Source organism: Rahnella laticis (genome assembly GCF_015644585.1).
GTDB classification, from domain to species: Bacteria; Pseudomonadota; Gammaproteobacteria; order Enterobacterales; family Enterobacteriaceae; genus Rahnella; species Rahnella laticis.
This window is the reverse complement of record NZ_JADOBI010000003.1, coordinates 515,530-540,103: the sequence shown is the minus strand read 5'-3', so window position 1 is coordinate 540,103 and position 24,574 is coordinate 515,530. Positions and strand designations below refer to the sequence as shown.

Annotated in this window: 16 protein-coding genes; 6 read left to right on the top strand and 10 right to left on the bottom strand. The window is 53.8% G+C overall.

Annotated elements, in window-relative coordinates; all coding sequences use genetic code 11:
- Positions 1-17: 17 nt before the first annotated feature.
- The 4 genes from IV433_RS08660 to IV433_RS08645 all read right to left on the bottom strand — a co-directional run bounded on the left by IV433_RS08660 (position 18) and on the right by IV433_RS08645 (position 3,732).
- Positions 18-992 (bottom strand): TerC family protein, encoded by a 975-nt coding sequence (locus IV433_RS08660; protein ID WP_305079894.1) that lies wholly within the window; start codon positions 990-992, stop codon positions 18-20.
- A 411-nt stretch (positions 993-1,403) separates the two neighbouring features.
- Entirely contained in the window at positions 1,404-2,150 is a 747-nt protein-coding gene (locus IV433_RS08655) for a glutamine amidotransferase (RefSeq protein ID WP_195813627.1), read from the bottom strand.
- A 56-nt stretch (positions 2,151-2,206) separates the two neighbouring features.
- Positions 2,207-3,196 carry a Gfo/Idh/MocA family protein gene (locus IV433_RS08650; protein ID WP_195813628.1) on the bottom strand — a complete coding sequence of 330 codons (990 nt, stop codon included), beginning with the start codon at positions 3,194-3,196 and terminating at the stop codon, positions 2,207-2,209.
- A 29-nt stretch (positions 3,197-3,225) separates the two neighbouring features.
- Positions 3,226-3,732 (bottom strand): M48 metallopeptidase family protein, encoded by a 507-nt coding sequence (locus IV433_RS08645; protein WP_195813629.1) that lies wholly within the window; start codon positions 3,730-3,732, stop codon positions 3,226-3,228.
- Between the two features lie 171 nt (positions 3,733-3,903).
- On the opposite strand from IV433_RS08645, the gene rlmG reads away from it, so the two are divergent.
- Both rlmG and IV433_RS08635 read left to right on the top strand, forming a co-directional pair.
- Positions 3,904-5,055, top strand: coding sequence for a 23S rRNA (guanine(1835)-N(2))-methyltransferase RlmG (gene rlmG / locus IV433_RS08640; RefSeq protein ID WP_195813630.1), 1,152 nt, complete (start codon positions 3,904-3,906; stop codon positions 5,053-5,055).
- A gap of 84 nt (positions 5,056-5,139) precedes the next feature.
- Positions 5,140-5,871: a phosphoribosyltransferase gene (locus IV433_RS08635; protein WP_195813631.1), complete on the top strand. Its 732-nt coding sequence runs from the start codon at positions 5,140-5,142 to the stop codon at positions 5,869-5,871.
- Between the two features lie 307 nt (positions 5,872-6,178).
- Here the strand turns inward: IV433_RS08635 and IV433_RS08630 are convergent, their stop codons facing one another.
- A complete protein-coding gene (locus IV433_RS08630) occupies positions 6,179-8,215 on the bottom strand; it encodes an NADPH-dependent 2,4-dienoyl-CoA reductase (RefSeq protein ID WP_195813632.1) in 2,037 nt (678 codons plus the stop codon).
- Positions 8,216-8,610: 395 nt separating this feature from the next.
- On the opposite strand from IV433_RS08630, the gene IV433_RS08625 reads away from it, so the two are divergent.
- Positions 8,611-9,477 carry a crotonase/enoyl-CoA hydratase family protein gene (locus IV433_RS08625; RefSeq protein WP_152325245.1) on the top strand — a complete coding sequence of 289 codons (867 nt, stop codon included), beginning with the start codon at positions 8,611-8,613 and terminating at the stop codon, positions 9,475-9,477.
- Positions 9,478-9,506: 29 nt separating this feature from the next.
- Here IV433_RS08625 and pdeR read toward each other — a convergent pair whose 3' ends face one another.
- The 4 genes from pdeR to malT form a co-directional block, all read right to left on the bottom strand.
- The gene (gene pdeR / locus IV433_RS08620; RefSeq protein WP_195813633.1) at positions 9,507-11,525 is read right to left on the bottom strand and encodes a cyclic di-GMP phosphodiesterase; all 2,019 of its coding nucleotides are present in this window, start codon (positions 11,523-11,525) and stop codon (positions 9,507-9,509) included.
- Positions 11,526-11,811: 286 nt separating this feature from the next.
- Positions 11,812-14,109, bottom strand: a complete 2,298-nt coding sequence (gene bglX / locus IV433_RS08615) for a beta-glucosidase BglX (protein WP_195813634.1) — start codon at positions 14,107-14,109, stop codon at positions 11,812-11,814.
- Between the two features lie 381 nt (positions 14,110-14,490).
- Positions 14,491-14,775 carry a YjcB family protein gene (locus tag IV433_RS08610; protein WP_152325242.1) on the bottom strand — a complete coding sequence of 95 codons (285 nt, stop codon included), beginning with the start codon at positions 14,773-14,775 and terminating at the stop codon, positions 14,491-14,493.
- Positions 14,776-15,018: 243 nt separating this feature from the next.
- Positions 15,019-17,745: an HTH-type transcriptional regulator MalT gene (gene malT / locus IV433_RS08605; protein WP_195813635.1), complete on the bottom strand. Its 2,727-nt coding sequence runs from the start codon at positions 17,743-17,745 to the stop codon at positions 15,019-15,021.
- Between the two features lie 321 nt (positions 17,746-18,066).
- Here malT and malP point away from each other — a divergent pair, with 321 nt between their 5' ends.
- The 3 genes from malP (at position 18,067) to IV433_RS08590 (ending at position 24,277) form a co-directional block, all read left to right on the top strand.
- Positions 18,067-20,469 carry a maltodextrin phosphorylase gene (gene malP, locus IV433_RS08600; protein WP_195813636.1) on the top strand — a complete coding sequence of 801 codons (2,403 nt, stop codon included), beginning with the start codon at positions 18,067-18,069 and terminating at the stop codon, positions 20,467-20,469.
- 9 nt (positions 20,470-20,478) lie between these two features.
- Positions 20,479-22,566 carry a 4-alpha-glucanotransferase gene (gene malQ / locus IV433_RS08595; RefSeq protein ID WP_195813637.1) on the top strand — a complete coding sequence of 696 codons (2,088 nt, stop codon included), beginning with the start codon at positions 20,479-20,481 and terminating at the stop codon, positions 22,564-22,566.
- Positions 22,567-23,140: 574 nt separating this feature from the next.
- Entirely contained in the window at positions 23,141-24,277 is a 1,137-nt protein-coding gene (locus IV433_RS08590) for a porin (protein ID WP_152325238.1), read from the top strand.
- Between the two features lie 72 nt (positions 24,278-24,349).
- On the opposite strand, the gene IV433_RS08585 is transcribed toward IV433_RS08590, so the two are convergent.
- Positions 24,350-24,565: a hypothetical protein gene (locus IV433_RS08585; RefSeq protein WP_195813638.1), complete on the bottom strand. Its 216-nt coding sequence runs from the start codon at positions 24,563-24,565 to the stop codon at positions 24,350-24,352.
- Positions 24,566-24,574 lie beyond the last annotated feature (9 nt).

Below are 24,574 nucleotides of genomic sequence, written 5' to 3'. Positions count from 1 at the left end.
TTTATTCCGCCTGAATCTTACGACTGCGCTTTGTTTTTACGGTCGTTACGACGGTTCACCCAGGTGTTGATGAGCAGAGTGATAATCAGAATCGACGCGATCACACCGAGCGAAATCCCTACCGGAATGTGGAACACGTCGAGCAGCAGCATCTTGATACCAATGAAGATCAGGATCACCGCCAGACCGTATTTCAGCATGGAGAAACGTTCCGCCACGCCCGCCAGCAGGAAGTACATTGCACGCAGGCCGAGGATCGCGAACAGGTTAGACGTCAGCACGATGAACGGGTCAGTGGTCACGGCGAAGATGGCCGGAATACTGTCTACCGCGAAAATCACGTCGCTGAGTTCAACCATAATCAGCACCAGCAGCAGCGGAGTGGCGAACAAGATACCGTTGCGGCGTACGAAGAATTTCTCGCCCTGCAAATCGTCGGTCATACGCATCTTACTGCGCAGCCAGCGGATCATCGGTTTCTCGCCCACTTCGCCGTCATCATCTTTCGCCAGCGCCATCTTGATACCGGTGAACAGCAGGAACGCGCCGAACACGTACAGGATCCAGCTAAATTGCCCGACCAGCCAGCTGCCCGCGAAAATCATACCGGTACGCAGGACGATTGCGCCGAGCACGCCGTAAACCAGCACGCGGCGTTGCAGATTGGCCGGTATTGAGAAGTAGCTGAACAGAATCAGCCAGACGAAGACGTTATCGACCGCCAGCGCTTTTTCCAGCAGATAGCCGGTCAGGAACATGGTCGCTTTGGCGTCCGCCACTTCGCGGCCAAACTCGCCGTTGAGATACCACCAGAAGCCGAAGTTAAACAACAGCGACAGGCCAATCCACACCAGCGACCACATTGCGGCGCTTTTCATGGTCATGGTTTGCGCGCCTTTGCGGCCCTGCAACAGCAGGTCGAAGGCGAGCATAATAATCACTACCACGGCAAAAGAGCCCCAGAGAATCGGGTTGCCTACGGAGTTCATCATCGGTTTATCCTCGAAAAAACATCAAAAAAAAACGGCCAGCGTCGGAAGACGTTAGCCGCTCTCTCTGAGCTATAAGCAACCTCGCCTTCCGGCAAGGTCTCACTTACAACCCGTTTTCTCATCATCCTTCAAGCTGCAGGGGTGTTGGCTGCGTTTGCTCACCCGAATCACTGACCAATGTCAGCTCACGGGATTCGCACACTTGCCGCCTACCTGCAACTCGAATGATTTCGAGAAAACGATCAATTAGATTCGTGGGTTGCCTCGGTAACCGGGTGGCTGAGACGGCGCTTAAGCGCGGGTCCAGACACCGTAATGACGATTATCCGACGAAGAAGTTACTCCCCTTTGCGATCCGGAAAATAATACAAAATGTATCCGCTGTCAAACATTCAGAAACATTATGGTTCATTATCCCGCCAGCGCCACCCGCTTGCCGAGTGCGCTGACGAACGCCAGTAACAGCCCGCGGCTGAGCGGTGTTTCGCTAAGGTGCTGAGCCTGACCGGCAAAGTCGACGCTGTCGTCTTCGGCAATCGATCCGAGCCATGACAGATACGTTTTCATCACCGCCAGACTGAATTCCGGGTGGAATTGCGTGCTCACCGCGTTCGGCCCGTAGCGCAGGATCTGATGCGGATCGTGCAGCGTTTTAGCTAAAACGGTGGCCGTCGCCGGCGGCGTGATGACGGTTTGCAGATGGATCAGGTTCGCCGCAAACTGCGCCGGAAGCTGTGAAACCAGCGGATCGAGATGTCCGGCGGGCGTCAGCGTGACTTCGTGCGTGCCGACTTCAATGCCCTGCGGGTGGTAATCGACTTCGCCGCCCAGCGCGTAAGCCATCAGCTGATGGCCGTAACAGGCACCGAACATCGGTAATTCCTGCAACATGCCCAGACGCACCCAGTCGGCGGCTTCTTCACTCCACGCCAGATGTTCCGTCACCATGCTGCGCGAACCGGTGATGATGGCACCGCAGTAATTTTCCGGCGGCAGCGGGCGCTCACCGGCCTGTAAATCCACAATCACGACCTGCCGCGGATCGATATCGCCCTGACGGATGAACATCTGCGGGAAATTATCGTGCGCGCGACGGATAGGGTCAGGCGCGTGGCCGGTCTGCAAAATCAACAACGGTTTCTGGCCGGGTGCAGTCATCTGTTACTCCCAATTAATAAAATCCCCATTAACGAAAATTTCCGTACTGGCAGAGATTAAGCAGGCTGCTGGTCGGCAGGGAACACCACGCCGGTCTGACGGCGGATTTCCGTCAGCACTTTGGCAGTGATGCGCGATACTTCCAGCCCCGGGTGCGCGACAAACTGGTTATCCACCAGAATCGCAAAAGTTTCCGCTTCATACAGCATGGTATTGATGTGTTGTGGCTGCGTCAGATCCAGCTTCTGGCCGCCGCGTGGCGTCAGGCTAAGCGTCTGGCACTCAGACAGTTTTTCCATCTGCAACGTGCCTTCTTCGCCCTGAATTTCACTCGGCAGCAGGGAATCGCTGATTTTGGAGTGGTTAATTACCACTTCGAAATCATCCGCATAAGACAAAATCACCGTGCCCTGACCGTCGACGCCGCTTTCCAGCAGGACGGCGGTAGCGGTCACGGATTCCGGCTCGCCGAACAGCGAAATGGCGCTCGCCAGACAGTAATAACCAATATCCATAATCGACCCGTTAGAAAACGCCGGGTTGAAAGTATTCGGGTTTTCACCGGCCAGATAGCGCGGATAACGTGATGAATACTGACAGTAATTCAGAATGGCTTTACGCAGCGTACCGATACGGCTAAGCGCGCCTTTCATGTGCAGGAAATTCGGCAGATAGGCTGTTTTGAACGCCTCGAACAGCACGACGTTATTTTCTTTCGCGCAGGCAATCAGGCTTTCGGCTTCTGCCAGATTGGAGGCCAGCGGTTTCTCGCAAATGACGTGTTTTTTATGGCTGAGAAACAGCAGAGATTGCGGGCAGTGCAGGGAATTCGGGCTGGCGATATACACCGCATCAATAAGATCGGACGCGGCCATTTCCTCAAGGGAATCAAAATAATGATCGACCGGATAATCCTCGCCGAGCTTTTTCGCGCCTTCCAGCGTGCGGGAGTAAATCGCGGTCAGCTTCATTTTACCGCTCTCGTGCGCGGCATCGATAAAACGCTGGGTGATCCAGTTGGTGCCAATTACCGCAAAGCGAATCATGAGGGATCCCTATAGTTGGTCGTTAATTATTATTGGTACAACTTGCCGAATATTTCCAGATGCGTCAGGTACATGCGCGTATCAAATTCTAACTGATGATAGTCCGGCGTCATGTGGCAGCAAAGGCTGTAGAACGCTTTGTTATGTTCTTTTTCTTTCAGGTGCGCGAGTTCGTGAACCACGATCATTTTGAGGAAAGCTTCCGGCGCGCTTTTAAAGACGGTGGCGACGCGGATTTCTGCTTTGGCTTTCAGCTTGCCGCCCTGAATACGGGAAATGGCGGTATGCAGCCCCAGCGCGTGTTTCATCACGTGGATTTTGTTGTCATAAGCCACTTTACTTAACGGTGATGAACTGCGTAAAAACTGGTTTTTCAGGTCGAGCGTATACTGATAGAGCGATTTGTCGGTGGTCAGCTCGTGCGGCTCGGGGTAGCGCGACAGCAACACGTTACCTAAACGTTCCTGTTCGATTAACTGGCGCACCTGAGCCTGAAGTTGCTCGGGATAGCCTTGCAGATAGGTCAATTCAGGCATAACTGTTTGCTTTGTCTCTTATTGCCGGGGAAAAGGTGCCGGATCGTTAAGCGTGGTTTTTGGAGCGATCGCTGGGATCAGGCAGATAAACCCCTTTTTAACTGAAAAAACATTTTACTGATAGCCCAAATTAGGGGATAAACAGCGCAAATTGAATATTGAGGAGGGCCAATGAGCCAATTCGAACTCGAAGTGGGTGGACAGTTACTGCAACTGAACCTGGAACGTTATCCGCAGGATGAAGCGGCAACGCAGTTGCAGGCATGGGAAGCGGCCGATGAATATCTGCTGCAAACCCTGAACACCGACGCGCTCAACGGCCGTCCGCTGCTGATTTTCAACGATGCTTTCGGCACGCTGGCCTGTGCGTTGCAGGAATTCAATCCGACCAGCATTAATGACTCGTTCATGAGCCAGCTGGCGATGCGTCATAACCTGCGCGATAACGGTTTTGACGAAGACAGCGTGGCGGCGCAAAGCAGCCTCGTGCCGTTGCCGATCAACCCGGGGCTGGTCGTGATTAAAGTGCCAAAAACGCTGGCGCTGCTGGAACAACAACTGCTGGCGCTGCGCGAAGTGGTGACGGCGGATACGCAGATTATCGCCGGTGCGAAAGCCCGCGATATTCACACCTCGACGCTGCAACTGTTCGAGAAAATCCTCGGCCCGACCAAAACCAGTCTGGCATGGAAAAAAGCGCGTCTGATCCATTGTGAAGCCACACTGCCCGCTCAGTCGGCAGAACCGGTGATTTCCGAATGGGCGCTGGACGACAGCGAATTCCGTATTTCCAACCATGCGAACGTGTTCTCACGCGGCGGGCTGGATATCGGCGCGCGCTTCTTCATGCAACATTTGCCGGAAGGCATCGAAGGCCGCATGGCGGATCTGGGCTGCGGCAACGGCGTAATCGGCATGACCGCGCTGGCGCTGAACCCGGATGCTGAAATGCTGTTTGTCGATGAATCTTACATGGCGGTGGAATCGAGCCGTCTGAACGTTGAAAACAACCTGCCGCAAGATCTGAACCGCTGTCATTTTGAAGTGAACAACATGCTGGCAGGCGTTGAACGTGAAACGCTGCACGCCGTGCTGTGTAACCCGCCATTCCACCAGGGCACGGTCATCAGCGATGACACCGCGTGGCGCATGTTCTGCGACGCCAAACGTTGCCTGCAAACTGGCGGCGAACTGCGCATCGTCGGCAACCGTCATCTGGATTACTACCAGAAACTGCGTCGCCTGTTCGGCAACTGCACAACCATCGCCACCAACCAGAAGTTCGTGATCCTGCGCGCGGTAAAAACGGCGGCTCAGCACTGATTTAATGATCTGGTAAAATAGATAATTGCCCGGCCTTATTGCAGGATTTTTAAATAAAGGCCGGGAGCTTTCAGGGAGAAGGCTTTGGGTATTGACGTTACGGTTAACAGGGAAGTGAAATTTAACGATGCCCACGAACATCGGGTGATTACGGGCGTTCACTTGAATCCCAAGAAGTCCAAAGTCGGGCGAAATCCCTGCCTGAATATTTTCAGTATTTATACCCGCACTAAACAAGGCGACCTCAGGCGCGATGGTAATCCCCTGATCTATGCCCTGAAATCTTTGAACGGTTTTACGATCAGTAAATCTGAACTGCGTGCATTCAAACCGACTTTCTCAGCAATCGTTGACAAAACTCTTCTCGGCTTGCCTTTTGCATCTGTACTCACAATGCCGTCCTCCTCTGCGCTGGCAGAACAATTTGGACGCCGTATCGCCAGGAAATTGTGCGGTAACATGGTCAGTAATGCGTTTTGTAAGCGGACTGCGACAGAAATTCTTGCTGAGTATCGTCAGCGCCACGTGGTTCCTAAAACCAGACATAAATCTGATGTTAACCGTGTTCTCGCTGAGCTGAATAAAGTCCCGCCGAATACCTTGTTTTCGATGAAACTGGTCGAAAACAATATTCGCGAATATTTTCGGCCATTGAAACTGAACCCGGTCTGCGATTTGCGTTTGATAATGAAAGGGCCTGTTTTACTGGTCGATGATTTGCTCTCTACTGGGACGACGTTACTGAATGCGAGGGAAGAGCTTGAGCGGGTTGATATTCAATGTCACAGCGCGATTTGCCTGCTGAGTGATTTGTAAGGCCCGGCGAGCGAGGGCGGTGGAGCCAATGCCTGTTGGTGTTGTTATGCCTATAATGTATACTGACGTTCGCAGCCAACATACGCCCTTGGCTGTTAAAATATGAAGCATTCTGAAAGGAATGTGGGTTCGTGCAGGCGCCCTGGTGTGGGTCAGGTCGGTAAGCGACAAAATCATACCGGAAGAATGGCAGCGACATTCTCCAACATGCAGAGTTGTAAAAATTGCCGGGTCAGCTGATGTTCACGCATCCGACTCGCCGTTAAAAAAGCCGCTCCCGCGGCTTTTTTTTCGACTGAATAGTCCCTCAGATCTCCAGCGCCAGTTTCGTTCCCTGACCGATAGCGCGCCGCGCATCCAGCTCTACTGCGACGTCCGCGCCGCCAATCAGATGCACGGTTTTTCCGGCATCCACCAACGGCTGATACAGCGCGCGCTGCGGCTCCTGTCCGGCGCAGATAACGATGTTATCCACTTCCAGACACACCGGTTCGCCGTTCATGATGAGGTGCAAACCCGCGTCATCAATGCGTTCGTAAGTGACGCCACTTTGCATTTTTACGCCGCGCTGCAACAGGCTGGCACGGTGGATCCAGCCGGTGGTTTTGCCCAGTCCCGCGCCGACTTTGGTGGATTTACGTTGCAGCAAAACAATATCGCGCGCGGCAGGTTCCGGCTGCGGGCCTTGTGGCGCAAGGCCGCCGCGCTGCGTCAGTGTCTGATCAATACCCCATTCGTGGCTGAACGCGCTGTTGCTCAGGCTCGATGACGGGCCGCTGTGAATAAGGTATTCGGCGGTATCAAAACCAATCCCGCCTGCGCCGATAATCGCCACCCGCTGGCCGACCGGTTTTTTATCGCGCAGGACGTCGAGATAAGTCAGTACGCGCGGATGGTTGATCCCCGGAATGTCCGGCAAGCGCGGCGAAATTCCGCAGGCGAGGATCACTTCGTCATAACCGTCCAGCTGGCTGGCATTCACGGTTTCACCGAGGCGCAGTGTGACGCCCAGCAGTGTCAGCTGGCGCGAGTAGTAGCGCAGCGTCTGATAAAACTCTTCTTTGCCGGGGATTTGCTTGGCGACGTTAAACTGGCCGCCGATTTCGGTATTGGCGTCAAACAGCGTGACGTGATGCCCGCGGCTGGCGGCAGTTGTCGCAAAGGCCAGACCGGCCGGGCCAGAGCCGACCACGGCCAGGCGTTTGAAATGCTGCGCACGCACGACCGGCATTTGTGTTTCATGGCAGGCGCGCGGATTCACCAGGCAGGATGTCACTTCGCCGGCAAAAATCTGATCCAGACAGGCCTGATTGCAACCGATGCAGGTGTTGATTTCGTCCGCACGGCCTTGCGCGGCTTTCTCGACAAACGCCGGATCGGCGAGGAACGGGCGCGCCATTGAGACCATATCGGCGCAGCCTTCGGCGAGAATTTTCTCCGCGACGTCCGGGTCATTAATGCGGTTAGTAGTAATGAGCGGAATACCGACTTTGCCCATGAGTTTTTGCGTCACCCAGCTGAATGCGCCGCGCGGCACCATCGTGGCGATGGTCGGAATGCGCGCCTCGTGCCAGCCGATGCCGGTATTGATAATGCTGGCCCCGGCCTGTTCGATGCGCTGCGCCAGTATTTCGACTTCCTGCCAGTCCGAACCTTCCTCGACCAGATCCAGCATCGATAAGCGGTAAATAATGATGAATTCCTCACCGCAAATCTGACGCACCCGGCGGACAGCTTCCGTGGCAAAACGCATTCTGTTTTCCACGCTGCCGCCCCAGCGGTCGGTGCGCTGATTGGTGCGGACGGTGAGAAACTGATTAATCAGATAGCCTTCTGAGCCCATGATTTCCACGCCGTCGTAGCCGGATTCTTTCGCCAGACTGGCGCAGCGGGCGAAATCCTCCAGCGTCGATTCAATCTCTTCTTCGCTCAGGGCATGCGGTGTAAAGCGGTTAATCGGTGCCTGAAGGGCCGACGGCGCGACCGGATGGGGCTGATAGCTGTAGCGTCCGGCGTGCAGGATTTGCAGCGCAATTTTACCGCCCGCGTCGTGAACGGCCTGCGTCACCACGCGGTGATGCGTGATGTGTTCCTGCTCAGCCAGAACCGAACCGCCGTGATAAACGACGCCCTGCGCATTCGGCGAAATCCCGCCGGTGACAATCAGCCCGACGCCCGCCGCCGCACGTTCGGCATAAAAGGCCGCCAGACGCTCCGGCCCGTCTTCCAGCTCTTCAAGGCCGGTGTGCATGGACCCCATGAGCACGCGGTTTTTCAGCTGCGTAAAACCTAAATCCAGGGGCGCCAGCAGGTGCGGATAAAACGGCAACGCGCGTTCAGTCATGGAATTCTCTTAAGTGGTCGGATGAGATAATTTCAATTTAGCGTCTGGCGGGGCAATTGGAAAGTTAGCGCGCAATGATTGTGATAGGCGTCACTGTGGGGCTGTTGCGCAGAGTTAATTAACTATTACGTATATTATTAAGGGTGGCTCTTTAATTAGCCGGGTTATTAAGGCGACCGGTAAACATCAGGTCGTAGCAGATAAAATAATTATTTCTTTGTTTTTACACAATATTGATTATGTGCAGGTTGTTTATTTTTAACATTTTTTTCCTGAATCGTTACGGCTAGGATTATTTTTATAAAAGGATCTCGAATCGATTCAGTTCGGGTTAGAGCTGGACTAGGCTGGAGCTGCTTCACCCTAAAAATTCATTTCTAACCTGGATATATACTATGAATCTTAATGACCATACAGCCTGCCGCCCGTTTACCGAAGCCGGGCATTTGTCCCAGATTGCAGCCTATTATGAAGAGGGCCGTAATGTCATGTGGATGATGCTCAGGTCTTATCCACGTCCTTGTTTTAATCAGGAGCTTATTGAAGACATCATGACGCTGACCTACGCCGCGAAGGCATCGGGGCTGCGTTTTGATTTTTGGGTGACCGGATCGCTTGTGCCCAATATGTACAATGTGGGCGGTGATCTGAGTTTCTTTGTTGAAGCCATCATCAATAACAAACGCGAGGCCTTACGTTCGTATGCCCGCGCTTGTGTTGATTGTGTTCATGCGGCGGCGCGGGGTTTTGATGTCGGCGCAATCAGCTTGTCGATGATCGAAGGCACCGCGCTGGGCGGCGGATTCGAAGCGGCGCTGGCGCATCATTACGTTCTTGCGCAGAACACCGCGCGCATGGGGTTCCCGGAAATTGCGTTCAACCTGTTTCCGGGAATGGGCGGTTATTCGCTGGTATCGCGCAAAGCCGGGATGAAACTGGCGGAAGAGCTGATTTCCACCGGCGAATCACATACGGCGGAGTGGTTCGAAAGCCGCGGTCTGGTGGATGTTTTGTTCCAGCCCGGCGAAGGCTTCAACGCCACGCGTACTTTCATGGATGTCCTGCGGCCAAAACTCAACGGGATCAGGGCGATGATCCGGGCGCGTCAGCGCGTGCTGCAGCTGTCCCGTTCAGAGCTGATGGATATTACGGAAGATTGGGTGGATGCCGCATTTACGCTGGAGGAGAAGGATCTGAGTTATATGGAGCGTCTGGTCATGCTGCAAAACCGGCACACCGCATCATTGCGTAAAACCGGTTAATAACAGACAGAAACAGCCCGTCACTGGCGCTATTTCTGTTTTGCTTTATGTTTAAAAACATTGGGTGAAGCAACTCTTTTTTCCTCAAGCCAGTGCTCCAGCTCAATCGCGGGCATTGGCTTGGCGTAAAGAAAGCCCTGTTTACTGTCCACACCGATTTCATCCACCAGCTTTTCTTCTTCAGCCGTTTCCACACCTTCCGCGACCACCGTCAGTTGCAGGGTTTTTGCCACTGCGACAATCGCCCGGACCAGCGCCTGTGAAACCGGATTGTCATTGATTCCACGAATAAAACTCTGATCAAGCTTGATGCAGTCGAGCGGAATACGCGCCAGTTGCGACAGCGAGGAATAACCGGTGCCGAAATCATCCAGATGCACCTGCGCACCCAGTTTATGCAGCTGATTAATCATGACGACGGCGGCGCTTTCATCTTCCACCAGGCAACTTTCCGTCAGCTCGAAATCAAGCAGGCAGCCTTTCATTCCGGCTTTTTTCATCGCATCAGACAGCGTGGTAATGAAGGAACCGTTGTTGAGCTGGCGTCCGGAAAGATTCACCGCGACGCGCAGATTCAGGCCTTTTTTTTGCCATTCCGTCGCCTGACGGGTCGCTGTTTCAATGACCCATTTTCCGATAGGCGTAATCAGACCAGATTCTTCGGCATAAGGGATAAAGCTTTGCGGCTGGATCAGCCCGCGCTCCGGTGATTCCCAGCGCAGCAACGCTTCAACGCTTTGCACCGTGCCGTACAAAGACACTTTCGGCTGATAGTGCAAAACCAGCTGGTCTTTTTCGGCCAGCGCTTTGCGTAAATGCGTATCCAGCCACATGTATTCCGCGGCTTTCTGGTTCATTTCCTGCGAGAAAACGCAGTGTGCGTTCTTGCCTTTTTCTTTCGCTACATACATCGCGGTATCGGCGTTTTGCAACAGCGTATCGCCGTCAGTGCCGTGTTCCGGGCAAATCGCAATGCCGCCGGAACAGCCGGTGTAGACTTCAATCAGCCCGATGCGGAAAGGTAAGCCCAGACGGCGCAACACGCGCTGGCTCAGTGCTTCGAGCGTGTCGATCTCGGCGTGCGTGCTGAGAATAATGAATTCATCGCCGCCTAAGCGCGCAAGTTTATCGTTGGGCGACAGGCAATCCTGAATCGCATCTGAAACCGCGCGCAGCAGGTGATCGCCAAACATGTGCCCGTAGGCGTCGTTGACCTTTTTGAAGTTATCCAGATCCAGATAAATCAGGCCGACTTTGTCGTCGCCGCGCTCTTTCAGCGCCTTTGCCAGCGATTCCTGTAAGGCGTTGCGGTTAGCGAAACCGGTGACTAAATCGGTGTTGGCCAGAACGCGTAACCGCTCCTGCGCCTTGCGTTCATCGGTAATGTCAGAGCCGGAGCAAATCAGGTATTTTTGCTGTTTGCCGCTGCCGCTGTGGACAAATTTATTGCGGAACAGAAACAGCCGCTGGCCTTTTACCGTGTTGATCCAGCGCTCGACTTCATAGGATTGCTGGTGCTGAAAAAAACCGTTGATGTTCTGGCGTGACGCCAGCCCTTCTTCCATCGACATAAACAGGTCATAGGCGCTGCGCCCGATGACGTCTTCTTCGCGCAGGCCGGTATATTCTTCACTTAATCGGTTGAAACGATGGATTTTGCCTTCCTGATCGATAATCACGATGACTGAGTTGGCCTCAGACACCACCTGCTCGGCGAACGTCAGGCCGACTTCCAGATCGTGTGCTACGGATTCAGTATCCTGATAAGCCGATGCCGTACCCGCCCAGGCTTTGCTGTCGATTTTGCGGCCCACCAGATACAGGCGAACGGGAGATCCGAACAGCGTGATATCGAGTGTGAAACTTGAGGTGATCCCGGTCAGTTGCCTGATTTTTCCTGCCTGCCATTGGGTCAGGGAAATCGCGACGTTGACGATGCCTTTCTCAGCGGATAGCTCCAGTGCATTGCTGTCGGAACCCAGCCGCCAGTAGGGGCGGGGTGTGCCGAAATGTAGGTACAAAATGGAGGCATCTTGAGAATCGACCATGAAATGTTTCTCCGCAAAGAACGCTATACGCCGCCAGTGTGGCGACAGGGCAACAGTCAGCACAGACGGAGCTTACTCTGTTCAGCACATTCGCAACGCTCCGTAACGAACGGATAAAGGGCGAGGGCGCGTAACACATTGAATCTAAGGTTAGCAACTGTCGGTTAGATATCCAGTCGCCAGGCAGAAATTACTGCTCAGAACAGGCGGGTGCCGTTACCGGTAACCCGCCTGTGCGAGACTCAATTTCAGACTACACGCCGGGCTCCAAAATGAGCCCGGAAAATCATTTCAGCAGGAAGCTGGTTTGTTTCACATCCTGAGAATCTAAGCCTACGAATACGTTGAACTTTCCGGGTTCAGAAGCCCATTTCAACTTGTCGTTGAAGAAACGTAAATCCTTTTCATTGATCGCAAATGTAACGATTTTCTCTTCACCCGGTTGCAGGGTGATCTTTTCAAAATTTCTTAGCTCTTTAACCGGGCGGCTGATTGAAGCCGCGACGTCCTGAAGATACAACTGAACCACGGTTGCGCCGCTGACTTTACCGGTGTTTTTCACCGTCACGCTGGCGGTCAGCGGGTGTTTGGCATCCATGGTGGTGGAAGACAAACTCACGTCAGACACGCTGAAGCTGGTGTAGCTCAGGCCATAGCCAAACGGGAACAGCGGGCCATTAGTGATATCAAAATAGCGGGTGGTGTATTTGTCCGGATGCTGCGGATTAAACGGACGCCCGGTATTCAGGAAGCTGTAATACAAAGGAATTTGGCCGACAGCGCGCGGGAAGGTCATCGGCAGCTTGCCTGACGGGTTATAATCGCCAAACAAAACGTCGGCGATCGCATGGCCGCCTTCGGTACCGCTGAACCAGGTTTCCAGCATCGCATCAGAGATTTCGTTTTCCCACGTCAGGGTCAGTGGGCGACCGTTCATCAGGACGATAACCAGCGGTTTTCCGGTGGCTTTCAGCGCTTTCAGCAGGTCGCGCTGGCTTTGCGGAATGTTCAGCTCAGAACGGCTGGAAGCTTCATGCGCCATGCCCTGTGCTTCACCGACCACGGCCACCACGACATCGGCTTTCTCAGCCGTTTTCACCGCTTCGTCGATCATGTCCTGCGGTTTTCTCGGGTCGTTGATTACCTGTTTTTCGTAGGAATTGAGGAAGTCGACCATTGCCTGATCGTCGGTGACGTTTGCCCCGCGCGCGTAGAGAACGGTGCCTTTATCGCCGAGCACATCTTTCATGCCCTGCAATACGGTCACGGCCTGATCGGCTTTACCGGCGGCAGACCAGCTGCCCATCACGTCACGTTTGCTGTCAGCCAGCGCACCGACCACGGCGATGGTGCCTTTCTTCGCCAGCGGCAATGTCTGGTTGTTATTTTTCAGCAGAACCAGAGACGTGCGTGCGACTTCGCGCGCTTCGCTGCGGTGCAGACGGCTTTCGGCATTGGTGTCGGCCGGGTCGCTCGACGCCGGGCCTAAATGGCGGTACTCATCGACAAACAGGCCCATGTCCCATTTGGCGGCCAGCACGTCACGCACGGCGCGATCGATATCCTGCTGGCTGACCAGACCGTCGGCGAGTAATCCTTTCAGATACTTACCGTACATATTGTCGGCCATGTCCATATCCACGCCCGCTTTCAGCGCCATTGCGGCGGCCTGACGATCGTCTTCAGCCACGCCATGTTTCACCAGCCCGCCAATCGCGCCATGATCGCTGACGGTCAGGCCTTTAAACTGCCAGTCGTCGCGCAGAATGTCTTTCAGCAGCCAGGTATTGGACGTCGCCGGGATCCCGTTAACGCTGTTGAGCGCAACCATCACACCACCGGCACCGGCATCAATTGCGGCTTTGTACGGCGGCATGTAATCGTTGAACATGCGGGTCAGGCTCATATCGACGGTGTTGTACTCGCGGCCACCTTCGACCGCGCCGTAGAGCGCATAGTGTTTTACGTTAGCCATTACGGCGTCGGGCGCAGACGGATCTTTGCCCTGGAAGCCGGTGACCATTTCGTGCGCGAGGCGTGAGGTCAGATAAGTGTCTTCGCCGAAGCCTTCAGACACACGGCCCCAGCGCGGGTCACGGGTGATATCCACCATCGGCGCGAAGGTCATGTTCAGGCCATCGGCGGCGGTTTCCACGGCAGCGATATGTGCGCTGGTGAAGACGGCCTGCATATCCCAGCTCGCGGCGAGGCCAAGGCTTATCGGGAAAATCGTGCGCTGTCCGTGGACAACGTCATAGGCATAGAAAGGAGGAATTTTCAGACGGCTGTTTTTGACTTCATCCTGCATACGGCGGATGTCTGGCTTCGTGACCGTATTAAATACCCCGCCGACTTTACCGGCCTGGATATCAGCCATGATGGCTTCTTTTTTATAATCCGGGCCAACTGTGACCAGATTCAGCTGACCAATTTTTTCATCAAGGGTCATTTTTTTCATCAGGTCGGCAATGAACGCGTTGCGTTCTTTTACCTGATCCTGCGGGATACCCGTTGTTTCAACGGCGAGTGACGAGGCAGAGCTTACCAGTAACACTAACGCGCCAAGCACGTGATGCGTATTCATCGGAATTCCTTCAGCCATAAGCAGGGGTGCCAAAATAGTGGAAATTCAGCAGCCTGAAGCAAACAAAACAATGATCATTCTGGGAAAAGTATAGTGTGAGAATCTAATACGACCGTTCAACTATTAGCAATGAATAGTTTAGGGCGTCCGCACATTATCTTTTTATCCTTCGGGACAGTGCGCAATTTACAGGTAATCAGGCAGATAGGTACAAAAAGACAGTCGATGCATCCCGCAAATTTTCAAATTTAGGATTAGATGAGGCAACGGTGCGCAAATAAGCAACAAAATCGCGGCGGGGTGAAAGAAAAGGCGCAATAAAAAGGGCAGAACATGACGTTCTGCCCTCTTAAAATCGTAAATACCGATCAGAGAATAAGATTAATAGTAGTAAGACATATCGGTTGGGGTTTTGCTCATGACATCAAAGAAAACCTCTTTCGTCGTGGACCAGAACTGAGCAATCGCCACGGCGTTATAGCTCATTCCCATCAGGCTCATCACGAAGAAACAGGTGACGGTGAGGCCGATACCACTGCAAACAAACGCCATGGTATTCCGGCTGGACTGGCGGCAAACAATATTAAGCTGGCTGGTGCAGAACATTAAAAAGGCGCTCAGCAGTTCCCAGCGCATCATGATAAATCCGGCAGTTAAAGTACCCATCGATATAAATCCTTACTCACTACAGCCGTTTGCACGAAGCCAAATCAGCCTGAAGGCTGCTACCGCTGGTTGGCAATGGGCTTTACTGAAGAAAATGGTGAAGTTAAATAGTGTGACGACGGTCACATTATATCACCGGATTTTCGTTGTGAGCAAAAAATGTTCGGCTGTACTCATGCAAAATAGGCATAACACACCGCCATAAATAGCCGGTGCGTTATGAAAGGAGAGAATGAAGGGATTTCAGGCGCCGTAGCCCATGACCTGCAACAGATGCTGAGCCTGCTGAACGGCTTCCTGACGGTGGGCGACGCCCAGTTTTTGGTACAAATTGCGGATATGCGTTTTGATGGTGGTCGAGGCAACATCCAGCTCACCGGCAATCTGATCATTGCTGTAGCCGGAATAAATTAACCCGAGCACCTGCCATTCACGCTGGGTCAGCGGGCTGGTGCGGATAAGCTCCGGTACCTGCGGATGGGTCAGCAGTTTATTCACGAAGCCTTCGTCGAAGTGGGCAAATTTATGGCGATGGTGCTGATTAATTTCCCGCAGGATTTGCTGTGCGCGGCGCTGTTCCAGCTCCGGCAACAGATTGAGCTGAATCAGCTGACGCAGCTGCTGCGCCATCATTTCCCCTTCAATGACGAAATGGCTGACAAATCCGGTGCGGTTCGCCAGCCCGAGCGCTTCAATTAACACGCGCTGTGCGTCACTTTTGCGGCCCGTGTGCCAGTAAAGCAGGTTACTCAGCAACAGGTTTCGGTTCAGATCGCTGGTCAGGCGCAGCTGACGGGCGTTCTGATTCAGCTCGTCGAGCACCACTTCTGCTTCATCAAACTGTTCCAGCAAAATCTGCACGCGGGCAATATTGCGCCACTGACCCTGCTGGAAATGGTTGTCCGCCATGTCCGGTTTACGCGCCTGTTGCAGCCACTGCCGCGCAGCGGTTTTATCGCCGATCATCTGCCAGTAAATCACCCGCGGCTTATCGGTATTGGTCATCCAGTCGATGTGATACTGACCGGTTTTGAGCAGGCTTTCACAGCGCTGTAAATGGTGATGCGCATTGTCGAGCTGGCCGCGTGCCAGAGAACATTTCGCCAGCATCGCCAGACACTGCAACTGCTGCTGCGGCTGGAAGTTGGTCAGCACGTCCAGCCCCTGACGCGCCGCGTCTTCGGCATCATCCAGACGGGACCACGACCACAACAATTGCGAACGCAGACGCAGTAAAAATTCATGCATCGGCAGCTGTTCAAGATGCTGTTCGCGCACCAGCTCAAAGGCGCGATCCTGCATTTCAAATGCGGCCTGTAAAAAGCCCTGAGCAATCAGAATTTCGCTCTGTTGCAGCAGCGCCCATAAGGCGTAGTGATAGGCCTCGTAGCGCCGCGCGATTTGTTCGGTTTGCTGCATCAGCGGCAGCGCACGGGTTAAATCACCTTTGCAGTGCTGGATTTCGCCCGTCACCGACGTGGCAACAATGCGGCTGTAGTAGCTTTCATACGGCAGGAAACGCAGGGCGTCGGCGGCCAGTTTTTCAGCCTCATCCTGACGGCCATCGTTGATCGCCACCTGCGCACGCAGGGCATCAAATTCTGCCGTCAGATCCTGCTCCATCACGATATTGCGTTGCTGCATTTCGCTTTCAGCACGCGCCAGCAGCGCCTCCACTTCGGCATAACGGTGCTGACTTTGTGCCAGCCAGGCCTGCAACAGCACCAGTTTTGGATTCTGAATCAGGCGGTCGTAAGGCAGCGCGGCGAGGCACTCTTCCAGCAACGCCAGTTCGCTCTGATTAAACAGCGCCCAGGCATGTTGCAGCAGAATATCGCGCAGCATATCGGTGTCTTCAGCGCCCAGCGCATGGTGGATGGCTTCGGCCGGGAAACCCTGAGCCAGCCAGCCTTCGGCGGCCGCGCGGTGAATCTGCGGCAGCTCGGTCGCCAGTTCCCACTGGCAGCGCTGACGCAAAAAAGTGGCAAACAGCGGGTGGAAGTTAAACCATTCGCCGGTGTCATCCATACGGTGAATAAACAGCCCCTGACGCTCCAGCTCTTCCAGCCGTTGCTGACCGTTGTCGCCTCCGGTCAGGCGTACAATCAGGGCGTCGTTCATCGAACGCAGCAACGAACAGCGCAGCAGAAAATCGCGGGTTGGCGCATCAACGCGATCCAGCACTTCGTCCACCAGATATTCGGATAAATGGCTGGCGTTCAGTCCGGCCAGTTTGCGCGCGGATTGCTGAGTCGATTGCTGCGAAGAGGTGGTCGACTGGCGCGCCGAGAGCGCAATCAGCTGCAACGCCGTGGCCCAGCCTGCGACGTCATCGCACAGGCGGCTGCTGTCAGCCTGATCAATCGGATCTTTAAGACGGTTATCGAAAAACTGCTGCGTTTCCGGGTGCGTAAACGCCAGATGCGAAGCATTGAGTTCGAGCAGTTGCTCGCGCACACGCATATTTGCGATGCCCAGCGGCGGCAGGGTGCGCGAAAGCACGACCAGCGAAATGTTTTCCGGCTGATGACGCAGGAAAAAACGCATCCCTTCGTGGATGGCGTCGTTGGAAATGAGGTGATAATCGTCGATCACCAGCAAAAGCGGGCGGTGCCAGTCGGAAAGCTCCACGAAAAGCTGAGCGAACAGTGCGGATAAACTCGCGTACTGATGCTTCTGGCTCAGCGCTTCACTTTTCACGCAATGACCGCCGCAGGCGTGCTGCACGGCGGCAATCAGATAGCTGGCAAAACGTTCGGGCTGATTATCGCTTTCATCAAGAGAGTACCAGCCGAGATCGCTTTTTCCCGCTGCCCAGTGTGCCACCAGCGTCGTTTTCCCATAGCCTGCCGGGCTGGCGACCAGGGTCAGACGGTAATTTGGCGCAGTCGCCAGCTTCGTCAGCAGACGATCGCGAACCACTGTATTTTGCTGCCGCACCGGGCGGCTCAATTTCGAAGGGATCAGCATTTTTTACGATTCTTTTGACGGTGAACAGAAGGGGCGATCTTTATTTCACAGCGTGTAATTAATCACTTTTTCTAAAGTCCTCCTTTGAAACATTGATTGCAAGAATGTTACGTTTTTACATGTCGTTAAGTTGCTCTGTATCACAAATTTCAATGAGAGTTTTCCCACGAACACCTTGTAAGCCCGTCTCCTCCGGCTACGCCCCGTTTCTCCTCCCTGCCTAATCTTTAGCGGGATGATGCTGCTCTTCGGGAGAAGCTTCAGCATAGTGATTATCAACCTAAAACTTTTCCCACAAATTCCCGGATAGAGAGGCATGTGATGCAGGTGACTTTGGATAAGACGCAGTTTTTAGCCGCGCTAAAACGCCAGTGGCAGGGATTCGGTTTACAGCAGGCGCAGGACATGACGCCACATCAGTGGTGGCAGGCCACCAGCGGCGCGCTGTCAGAACAACTCAGCGCGCAACCCGCGCCGGCAGCCACAAAGCACCCGCAGCGACACGTCAATTACATCTCGATGGAATTTCTGATCGGGCGTCTGACCGCGAATAACCTGATCAACCTCGGCTGGTACGAAACGGTGCAACAGGCGCTGAAAGAGCAGGGCGTGGAACTGGCGGATGTGCTGGAACAGGAAACCGATCCGGCGCTGGGCAACGGCGGCCTTGGGCGTCTGGCGGCCTGTTTCCTCGATTCGATGGCGACCGTCGGGCAACCGGCGACCGGCTACGGCCTGAACTATCAGTATGGCTTATTCCGTCAGTCATTCAGCGAAGGCCAGCAGCAGGAAGCGCCGGATAACTGGCACCGCGAAAGCTACCCGTGGTTTACCCACAACAGCGCGTTGTCCGTGGACGTTCAGTTTGGCGGCAAGCTGGTGAAAAATGAGCAGGGCATTGAGCAATGGCATCCGGCGTTTTCCCTGCGCGGCGAAGCGTGGGATTTGCCGGTAGTCGGCTATAAAAATGGCGTTACCCAGCCGCTGCGTTTGTGGCAGGCGACCGACGTGCACCCGTTTGACCTGACCTTATTTAACGATGGCGAATTCCTTAAAGCGGAACAGAAAGGCATCGATGCCGCTAAACTGACCAAAGTGCTGTATCCGAATGACAACCATGAAGCGGGTAAGCGCCTGCGCCTGATGCAGCAGTATTTCCAGTGCGCGTGCTCGGTGGCCGATATTTTGCGCCGCCACCATTTCCTGGGCCGCAAAATTCAGGATCTGCCGAAGTTCGAAGTGATTCAGCTAAACGACACGCATCCGACGATCGCAATCCCTGAACTGCTGCGCATTTTGCTGGATGAACATCAGCTGGACTGGGACGCCGCGTGGGCGATCACCAGCCAGACCTTCGCTTATACCAACCACACGCTGATGCCGGAAGCGCTCGAATGCTGGGATGAAAAACTGGTTCGCAGCCTTTTGCCGCGCCACTTCTCGCTGATTAAAACCATTAACGCGCGCTTCAAAAAAGTGGTCGAAAAACAGTGGCCGGGCGACAAAGCGGTATGGGAAAAACTTTCAGTGCATCAGAACAAACAGGTGCGCATGGCGAATCTGTGCGTGGTGAGCGGCTTTGCGGTGAACGGCGTTGCAGCGCTGCATTCCGAACTGGTGGTCAAAGACCTGTTCCCGGAATATCACCAGCTGTGGCCGAACAAATTCCACAACGTGACCAACGGCATCACGCCGCGCCGCTGGGTAAAACAGTGTAATCCGGCGCTGTCGGCGCTTATTGATGACACCCTGAAAACTGAATGGGTCAACAATCTGGACGCGCTGAAAGGGCTGGAAAGCTCCGCTGACGACGCGGCATTCTGCCAGCGTTATCAGCAAATTAAGCGCGAAAACAAGGTGCGTCTGGCGGAGTACGTCAAACACACGATGGGCCTGACGCTGAATCCGGACGCGATTTTCGATGTGCAGATCAAACGCCTGCACGAGTACAAACGTCAGCACCTGAATCTGCTGCATATACTTTCGCTGTACCGCCAACTGCGCGATAACCCGGAAATGAACATCGTGCCCCGCGTGTTCCTGTTTGGCGCGAAAGCGGCACCGGGTTATTACCTGGCGAAAAACATTATCTACGCCATCAATCAGGTGGCCGAAAAAGTGAACAACGATCCGCTGGTGCGCGACCGCATCAAAGTGGTGTTTATCCCGGATTACCGCGTGTCGGTGGCGGAGCTGATGATCCCGGCGGCAGACGTTTCCGAGCAGATTTCCACTGCCGGGAAAGAAGCTTCCGGCACCGGCAACATGAAGCTGGCGCTGAATGGCGCGATGACCGTTGGCACGCTCGACGGCGCAAACGTCGAGATTGCGGAACAGGTTGGCGAAGAGAATATCTTCATCTTCGGCAATACCGTCGATCAGGTGAAAGCGCTGCAGGCCAAAGGCTACGATCCGCTCAAAATCCGTAAGAAAGACAAACACCTGGATACAATTTTCAAAGAGCTGGAAAGCGGCTTCTTCAGCAACGGCGATAAACAGGCGTTTAGCCTGATGCTCGACAGCCTGCTCGGCGGCGGTGACCCGTATCTGGTGCTGGCGGACTTCGCGGATTACTGCGCGGCACAGCAAAAAGTCGATGCCCTGTATCGCGATCAGGACGAGTGGACGCGCAAAACTATTCTCAATACTGCCCGCGTCGGGATGTTCAGTTCTGACCGATCGATTCGCGATTATCAGCAGCGGATCTGGCAGGCGAAACGTTAAGGAGCCCGCATGGAGAACAAAGTACTGGAGCAGGCCGCCAGGGAGGCGGGTATTTCCTCTGGTTTCATTAATGCACATGGCAAGCAGCAGGCTATCGCGCCGGAAACCAAGCGTGAACTGTTGTCGGCCATGGGCTGGAAGGCCGGGCATCGTCCGGCTGCAACACCGGTTCCGCCGGTCAAAGTCTTTGTCTCCGGCAGCCGTCTGGCGCTGCCGGTCAGCGGAGAAGGTGAATTCGGCTGGACGTTGCAACTGGAAAACGGCGCAACCCAGCAGGGGCGGATCAGCGGCAAAATGACGCTGGCGCTGCCGGGGAAAATTCCCGCCGGTTATCACCAGCTGACGCTGACACAGGACGCGCAGCAGTGGGATTGCCGGGTAATTGTCGCCCCGAAACGTTGCTACGAACCGGACGCCTTGCTGGCCGGTAAAAAACTGTGGGGCACCTGCGTGCAGCTTTATACGCTGCGCTCGGAAAATAACTGGGGCATCGGAGATTTCGGCGATCTTAACCTGATGCTCGAAAACGTCGCCCGTCGCGGCGGCGCTTTTGTCGGCCTCAATCCGATTCATGCGCTGTATCCGGCAAACCCGGTGGCAGCCAGCCCGTACAGCCCGTCTTCGCGCCGCTGGCTGAACGTCATTTATATCGACGTCAGCGCGGTAGACGATTTTAAGCAGAGTCAGGAAGCCCAAATCTGGTGGAACCAGCCGCTGACGCAGCAGCGTTTGCAGGCCGCACGCGCCAGTGAATGGGTGGATTACGCGGAAGTCATGCCGCTTAAACTCGAAGGTTTACGGCTGGCGTATACGCATTTCCGTGGCCGAAAAACACAGGATCCGCAGGTGAAATCCCTGGCCAGTTTCGTAAAACAGGGCGGCGAAAGCCTGTATTTGCAGGCGGCGTTTGATGCGTTGTATGAGCATCTGGCGAAAGAAACGGATGTCGCGCTCGGCTGGAACCGCTGGCCGGAAAAATATCACGATGCCCGTGGCCCGGCTGTTCGCGCATTCTGCGAGCACCACGCTGAAGATGTCGAGTTTTACCTGTGGCTGCAATGGCTGGCGGAAATCCAGTTCGAAAACTGTTATCGCACCAGCCAGCAGCAGGACATGCCGATGGGGTTATACCGCGATTTAGCGGTGGGCGTCGTCGAAGGCGGTTCTGAGACCTGGGGCGACGGCGAGCTGTATTGCCTGAAAGCCTCGGTCGGCGCGCCGCCGGACATCCTCGGGCCGCTCGGCCAGAACTGGGATCTGCGCCCGATGGATCCGCATGTGATGGTGAAGCGCGGCTATCAGCCGTTTATCGATTTACTGCGTTCGAACATGACCAGCTGCGGCGCGTTGCGTATCGATCATGTGATGACGCTGCTGCGTTTGTGGTGGATCCCGGCCGGAGAAACGGCGGATAAAGGCGCGTATGTGCAATATCCGGTGGACGATCTGCTGGCGATTCTGGCGCTGGAAAGTCAGCGTCACCGCTGCATGGTTATCGGCGAAGATTTGGGCACCGTGCCGGTGGAGATCGTCAGCAAGCTGCGCGAGGGCGGTGTGTATTCCTACAAAGTGTTGTATTTCGAGCGCGATGAGGAAAACAACTTCCGTGCGCCGCAGTCGTACCCGGTTCAGGCGATGGCAACCATCACCACGCACGACCTGCCGACGCTGCGCGGTTACTGGCAAAGCGACGATCTGGCGCTCGGTAAAACGCTCGGACTTTACCGTGACGAAGACGTTTTACAGGAACTCTACGCCGACCGTGCACGTGCGCGTCAGGGGCTGCTCGACGGGTTGCATCATTACGACTGCATCCCGAAGAAAACCGGACATAAAGCTGCATTAATGGAAATGACGCCGGTGCTCAACCGCGGCCTGCAACGCTACGTCGCCGACAGCGCCTGTGCGCTACTCGGCCTGCAACCGGAAGACTGGCTCGACATGGACGCGCCGGTCAACGTCCCCGGCACCAGCGACGAATACCCGAACTGGCGCCGCAAACTTTCCTGCACTCTCGAAGAAATGTTTGCCGATGAGCAGGTGAATAAACTCATCAAAGACCTCGATAAACGCCGCCGGAAAGTGTCGGTGAGCTGAAAACAAAGAAAGCGAGAAAAGGGTTTCTGCCATTACGGGGGAACCCTTTTTTGTGTTTTGAACCTCATTCATCAGACCTGCCTGGAATCCCCGCTTATCTCAGTAAAAAACCTGCATTTCCCCTTTTCAAAAAGAGATTTAAGAAATAAAAAATGAAATCGATTAACAAATAACAGGCTTTGCAAAATATTATTCTGTCAGCAGGGATTATAACGGTGATCACAATAATGAGTTAAAGTGGTTATAACGTAATGTAATTGTCACGCAGGCATGATTTAATTATAGGTGCTATTTTTATCCGATAATTGTTATTAAATATTTCTATTCTGAACGCGATTGAATTTACATTTGATTGCATTACAAACAATCGGGATGTTATTTGCACTAAAATATACATTTTGTTTTTTAGTTTTACATTTCAAAATAACAATGTCGAATTATTAAGCCGTATATATCTTTTTCTTATAGGGAACTTTCTGAATTTTCACTTTGTCGCCCGTCTTACCTATGTTAATTATTTATACGCGGCGCAAGACCGCTCACACATCACATAAATAATAATGACAGGGTAATAATGAACAATTTAAAAGCGTCAATGTTAATTGGCGGTGTCGTGCTGTCGGCTTTATCGGCAAGTGCGCAGGCCGAGATTACTGTTTTAGATAAAAATCCTCAGAGTAATTCTTTGCTGGCACCGTTAAGTTTACAGGTGGGCGGGAGTATTCGTCCTGAGTGGATTTTCAATAACGGCGAAGAGCCGGGCTATTATAAAAATGGTCATGACGGCGGTACACGTTTCCGTTTCCGCGGTGATTATAAGCTGACGCAAGACACCTCCATTATCGCTTACTACGAGCTGGGTGTGGACATGGCGCACCTGCTGGGCATGGACGGACACTATGAAGAAGGCGCACGTCGCGATACTCAGCGTCAGTTATATGCCGGGTTTAAAGACGACCGTTACGGCACATTAACCTACGGCCACCAGTACGGGATTTATTATTCCGTCGTCGGGATTAAAAGCGACGTCTGGGATAACGATGGTCACGCGGGTGGTACGGGAATTGGTATTAACGGCAACTACGACGGTGCTAATAAACCGAAGAACAGTATTAAATATACCAACGACTTTGGCCCTCTGACATTATATGCAAACTATTTGCTGCCGGAAGATCAAATCGCTGCCGGTGAAAATCAATATTATCGTCGTAATAATGGCGGCGGTTTAGGTTTCGATTATAAGCTGACCAAAGATTTAGTCTGGAGCGCAGCCTATAGCGTGACCGACGCGACGGTTAAAGATAATCAATACAATGAAAAAGATTATCACCAGCAGCTTTCCGGTACTGCGTTAACCTGGCAGCCGGGTAACTGGTATATCGTCGGGACCGGCAGTTATTACAAAGACTTTGTGCCAAGCACGCGCGCCAATCCGGTGGATCATTACTTTGCGGGCAGCGGCTACGGCGTTGAAGGTTTCGTCGGTTATACCTTTAATATCGACAAACCGTTCCTGAAATCTATTCAACCTTACGTCGCAGCCGATTCCCTGCAACTGAAAGGTGGCGAAGATTTCCATGCAAACCACACCTATTTTGGTGCGGGCACCACGATCGGTTACGGCCTGTCAGTTTATGTCGAACGCACACTGGCGCATTCTACCGACGGCGAACCGGATCAGACCTGGGTTACCGTGTTCTACGATTTCTAATTACCAATTGCCTCGTATTTTCAATTGCCAGCGCCGAAATGCGCTGGCTTTTTTACGCCCTGAATCCCGGCGTTATGCCGCCAGCGGCTCTTCCTCTACAGCGATGTCATCATCGGTAAACGGCAGTTCCAATGCCAGATTCAGCACCTCTAATCGCTCACAAAGAATATAGCCCAGCAAGTCTTTGGCCTGCGCGTTATCCAGCGTCACGATCGCATAAGCCAGTGCACGGCATTGATCGACGATCTCTTCGAGTTCCAGCTGTGTATTGTCATAAAGGTCAGACATGGGCTGCCT

What these genes read in the sequence shown, in the direction of transcription:
- IV433_RS08660 (WP_305079894.1), bottom strand. Translation starts at nt 992, where the DNA reads ATGATGAACTCCGTAGGCAACCCGATTCTCTGGGGCTCTTTTGCCGTG.
- IV433_RS08655 (WP_195813627.1), bottom strand. Translation starts at nt 2,150, where the DNA reads ATGACTGCACCCGGCCAGAAACCGTTGTTGATTTTGCAGACCGGCCAC.
- IV433_RS08650 (WP_195813628.1), bottom strand. Translation starts at nt 3,196, where the DNA reads ATGATTCGCTTTGCGGTAATTGGCACCAACTGGATCACCCAGCGTTTT.
- IV433_RS08645 (WP_195813629.1), bottom strand. Translation starts at nt 3,732, where the DNA reads ATGCCTGAATTGACCTATCTGCAAGGCTATCCCGAGCAACTTCAGGCT.
- rlmG (WP_195813630.1), top strand. Translation starts at nt 3,904, where the DNA reads ATGAGCCAATTCGAACTCGAAGTGGGTGGACAGTTACTGCAACTGAAC.
- IV433_RS08630 (WP_195813632.1), bottom strand. Translation starts at nt 8,215, where the DNA reads ATGACTGAACGCGCGTTGCCGTTTTATCCGCACCTGCTGGCGCCCCTG.
- IV433_RS08625 (WP_152325245.1), top strand. Translation starts at nt 8,611, where the DNA reads ATGAATCTTAATGACCATACAGCCTGCCGCCCGTTTACCGAAGCCGGG.
- pdeR (WP_195813633.1), bottom strand. Translation starts at nt 11,525, where the DNA reads ATGGTCGATTCTCAAGATGCCTCCATTTTGTACCTACATTTCGGCACA.
- bglX (WP_195813634.1), bottom strand. Translation starts at nt 14,109, where the DNA reads ATGAATACGCATCACGTGCTTGGCGCGTTAGTGTTACTGGTAAGCTCT.
- IV433_RS08610 (WP_152325242.1), bottom strand. Translation starts at nt 14,775, where the DNA reads ATGGGTACTTTAACTGCCGGATTTATCATGATGCGCTGGGAACTGCTG.
- malT (WP_195813635.1), bottom strand. Translation starts at nt 17,745, where the DNA reads ATGCTGATCCCTTCGAAATTGAGCCGCCCGGTGCGGCAGCAAAATACA.
- malP (WP_195813636.1), top strand. Translation starts at nt 18,067, where the DNA reads ATGCAGGTGACTTTGGATAAGACGCAGTTTTTAGCCGCGCTAAAACGC.
- malQ (WP_195813637.1), top strand. Translation starts at nt 20,479, where the DNA reads ATGGAGAACAAAGTACTGGAGCAGGCCGCCAGGGAGGCGGGTATTTCC.
- IV433_RS08590 (WP_152325238.1), top strand. Translation starts at nt 23,141, where the DNA reads ATGAACAATTTAAAAGCGTCAATGTTAATTGGCGGTGTCGTGCTGTCG.
- IV433_RS08585 (WP_195813638.1), bottom strand. Translation starts at nt 24,565, where the DNA reads ATGTCTGACCTTTATGACAATACACAGCTGGAACTCGAAGAGATCGTC.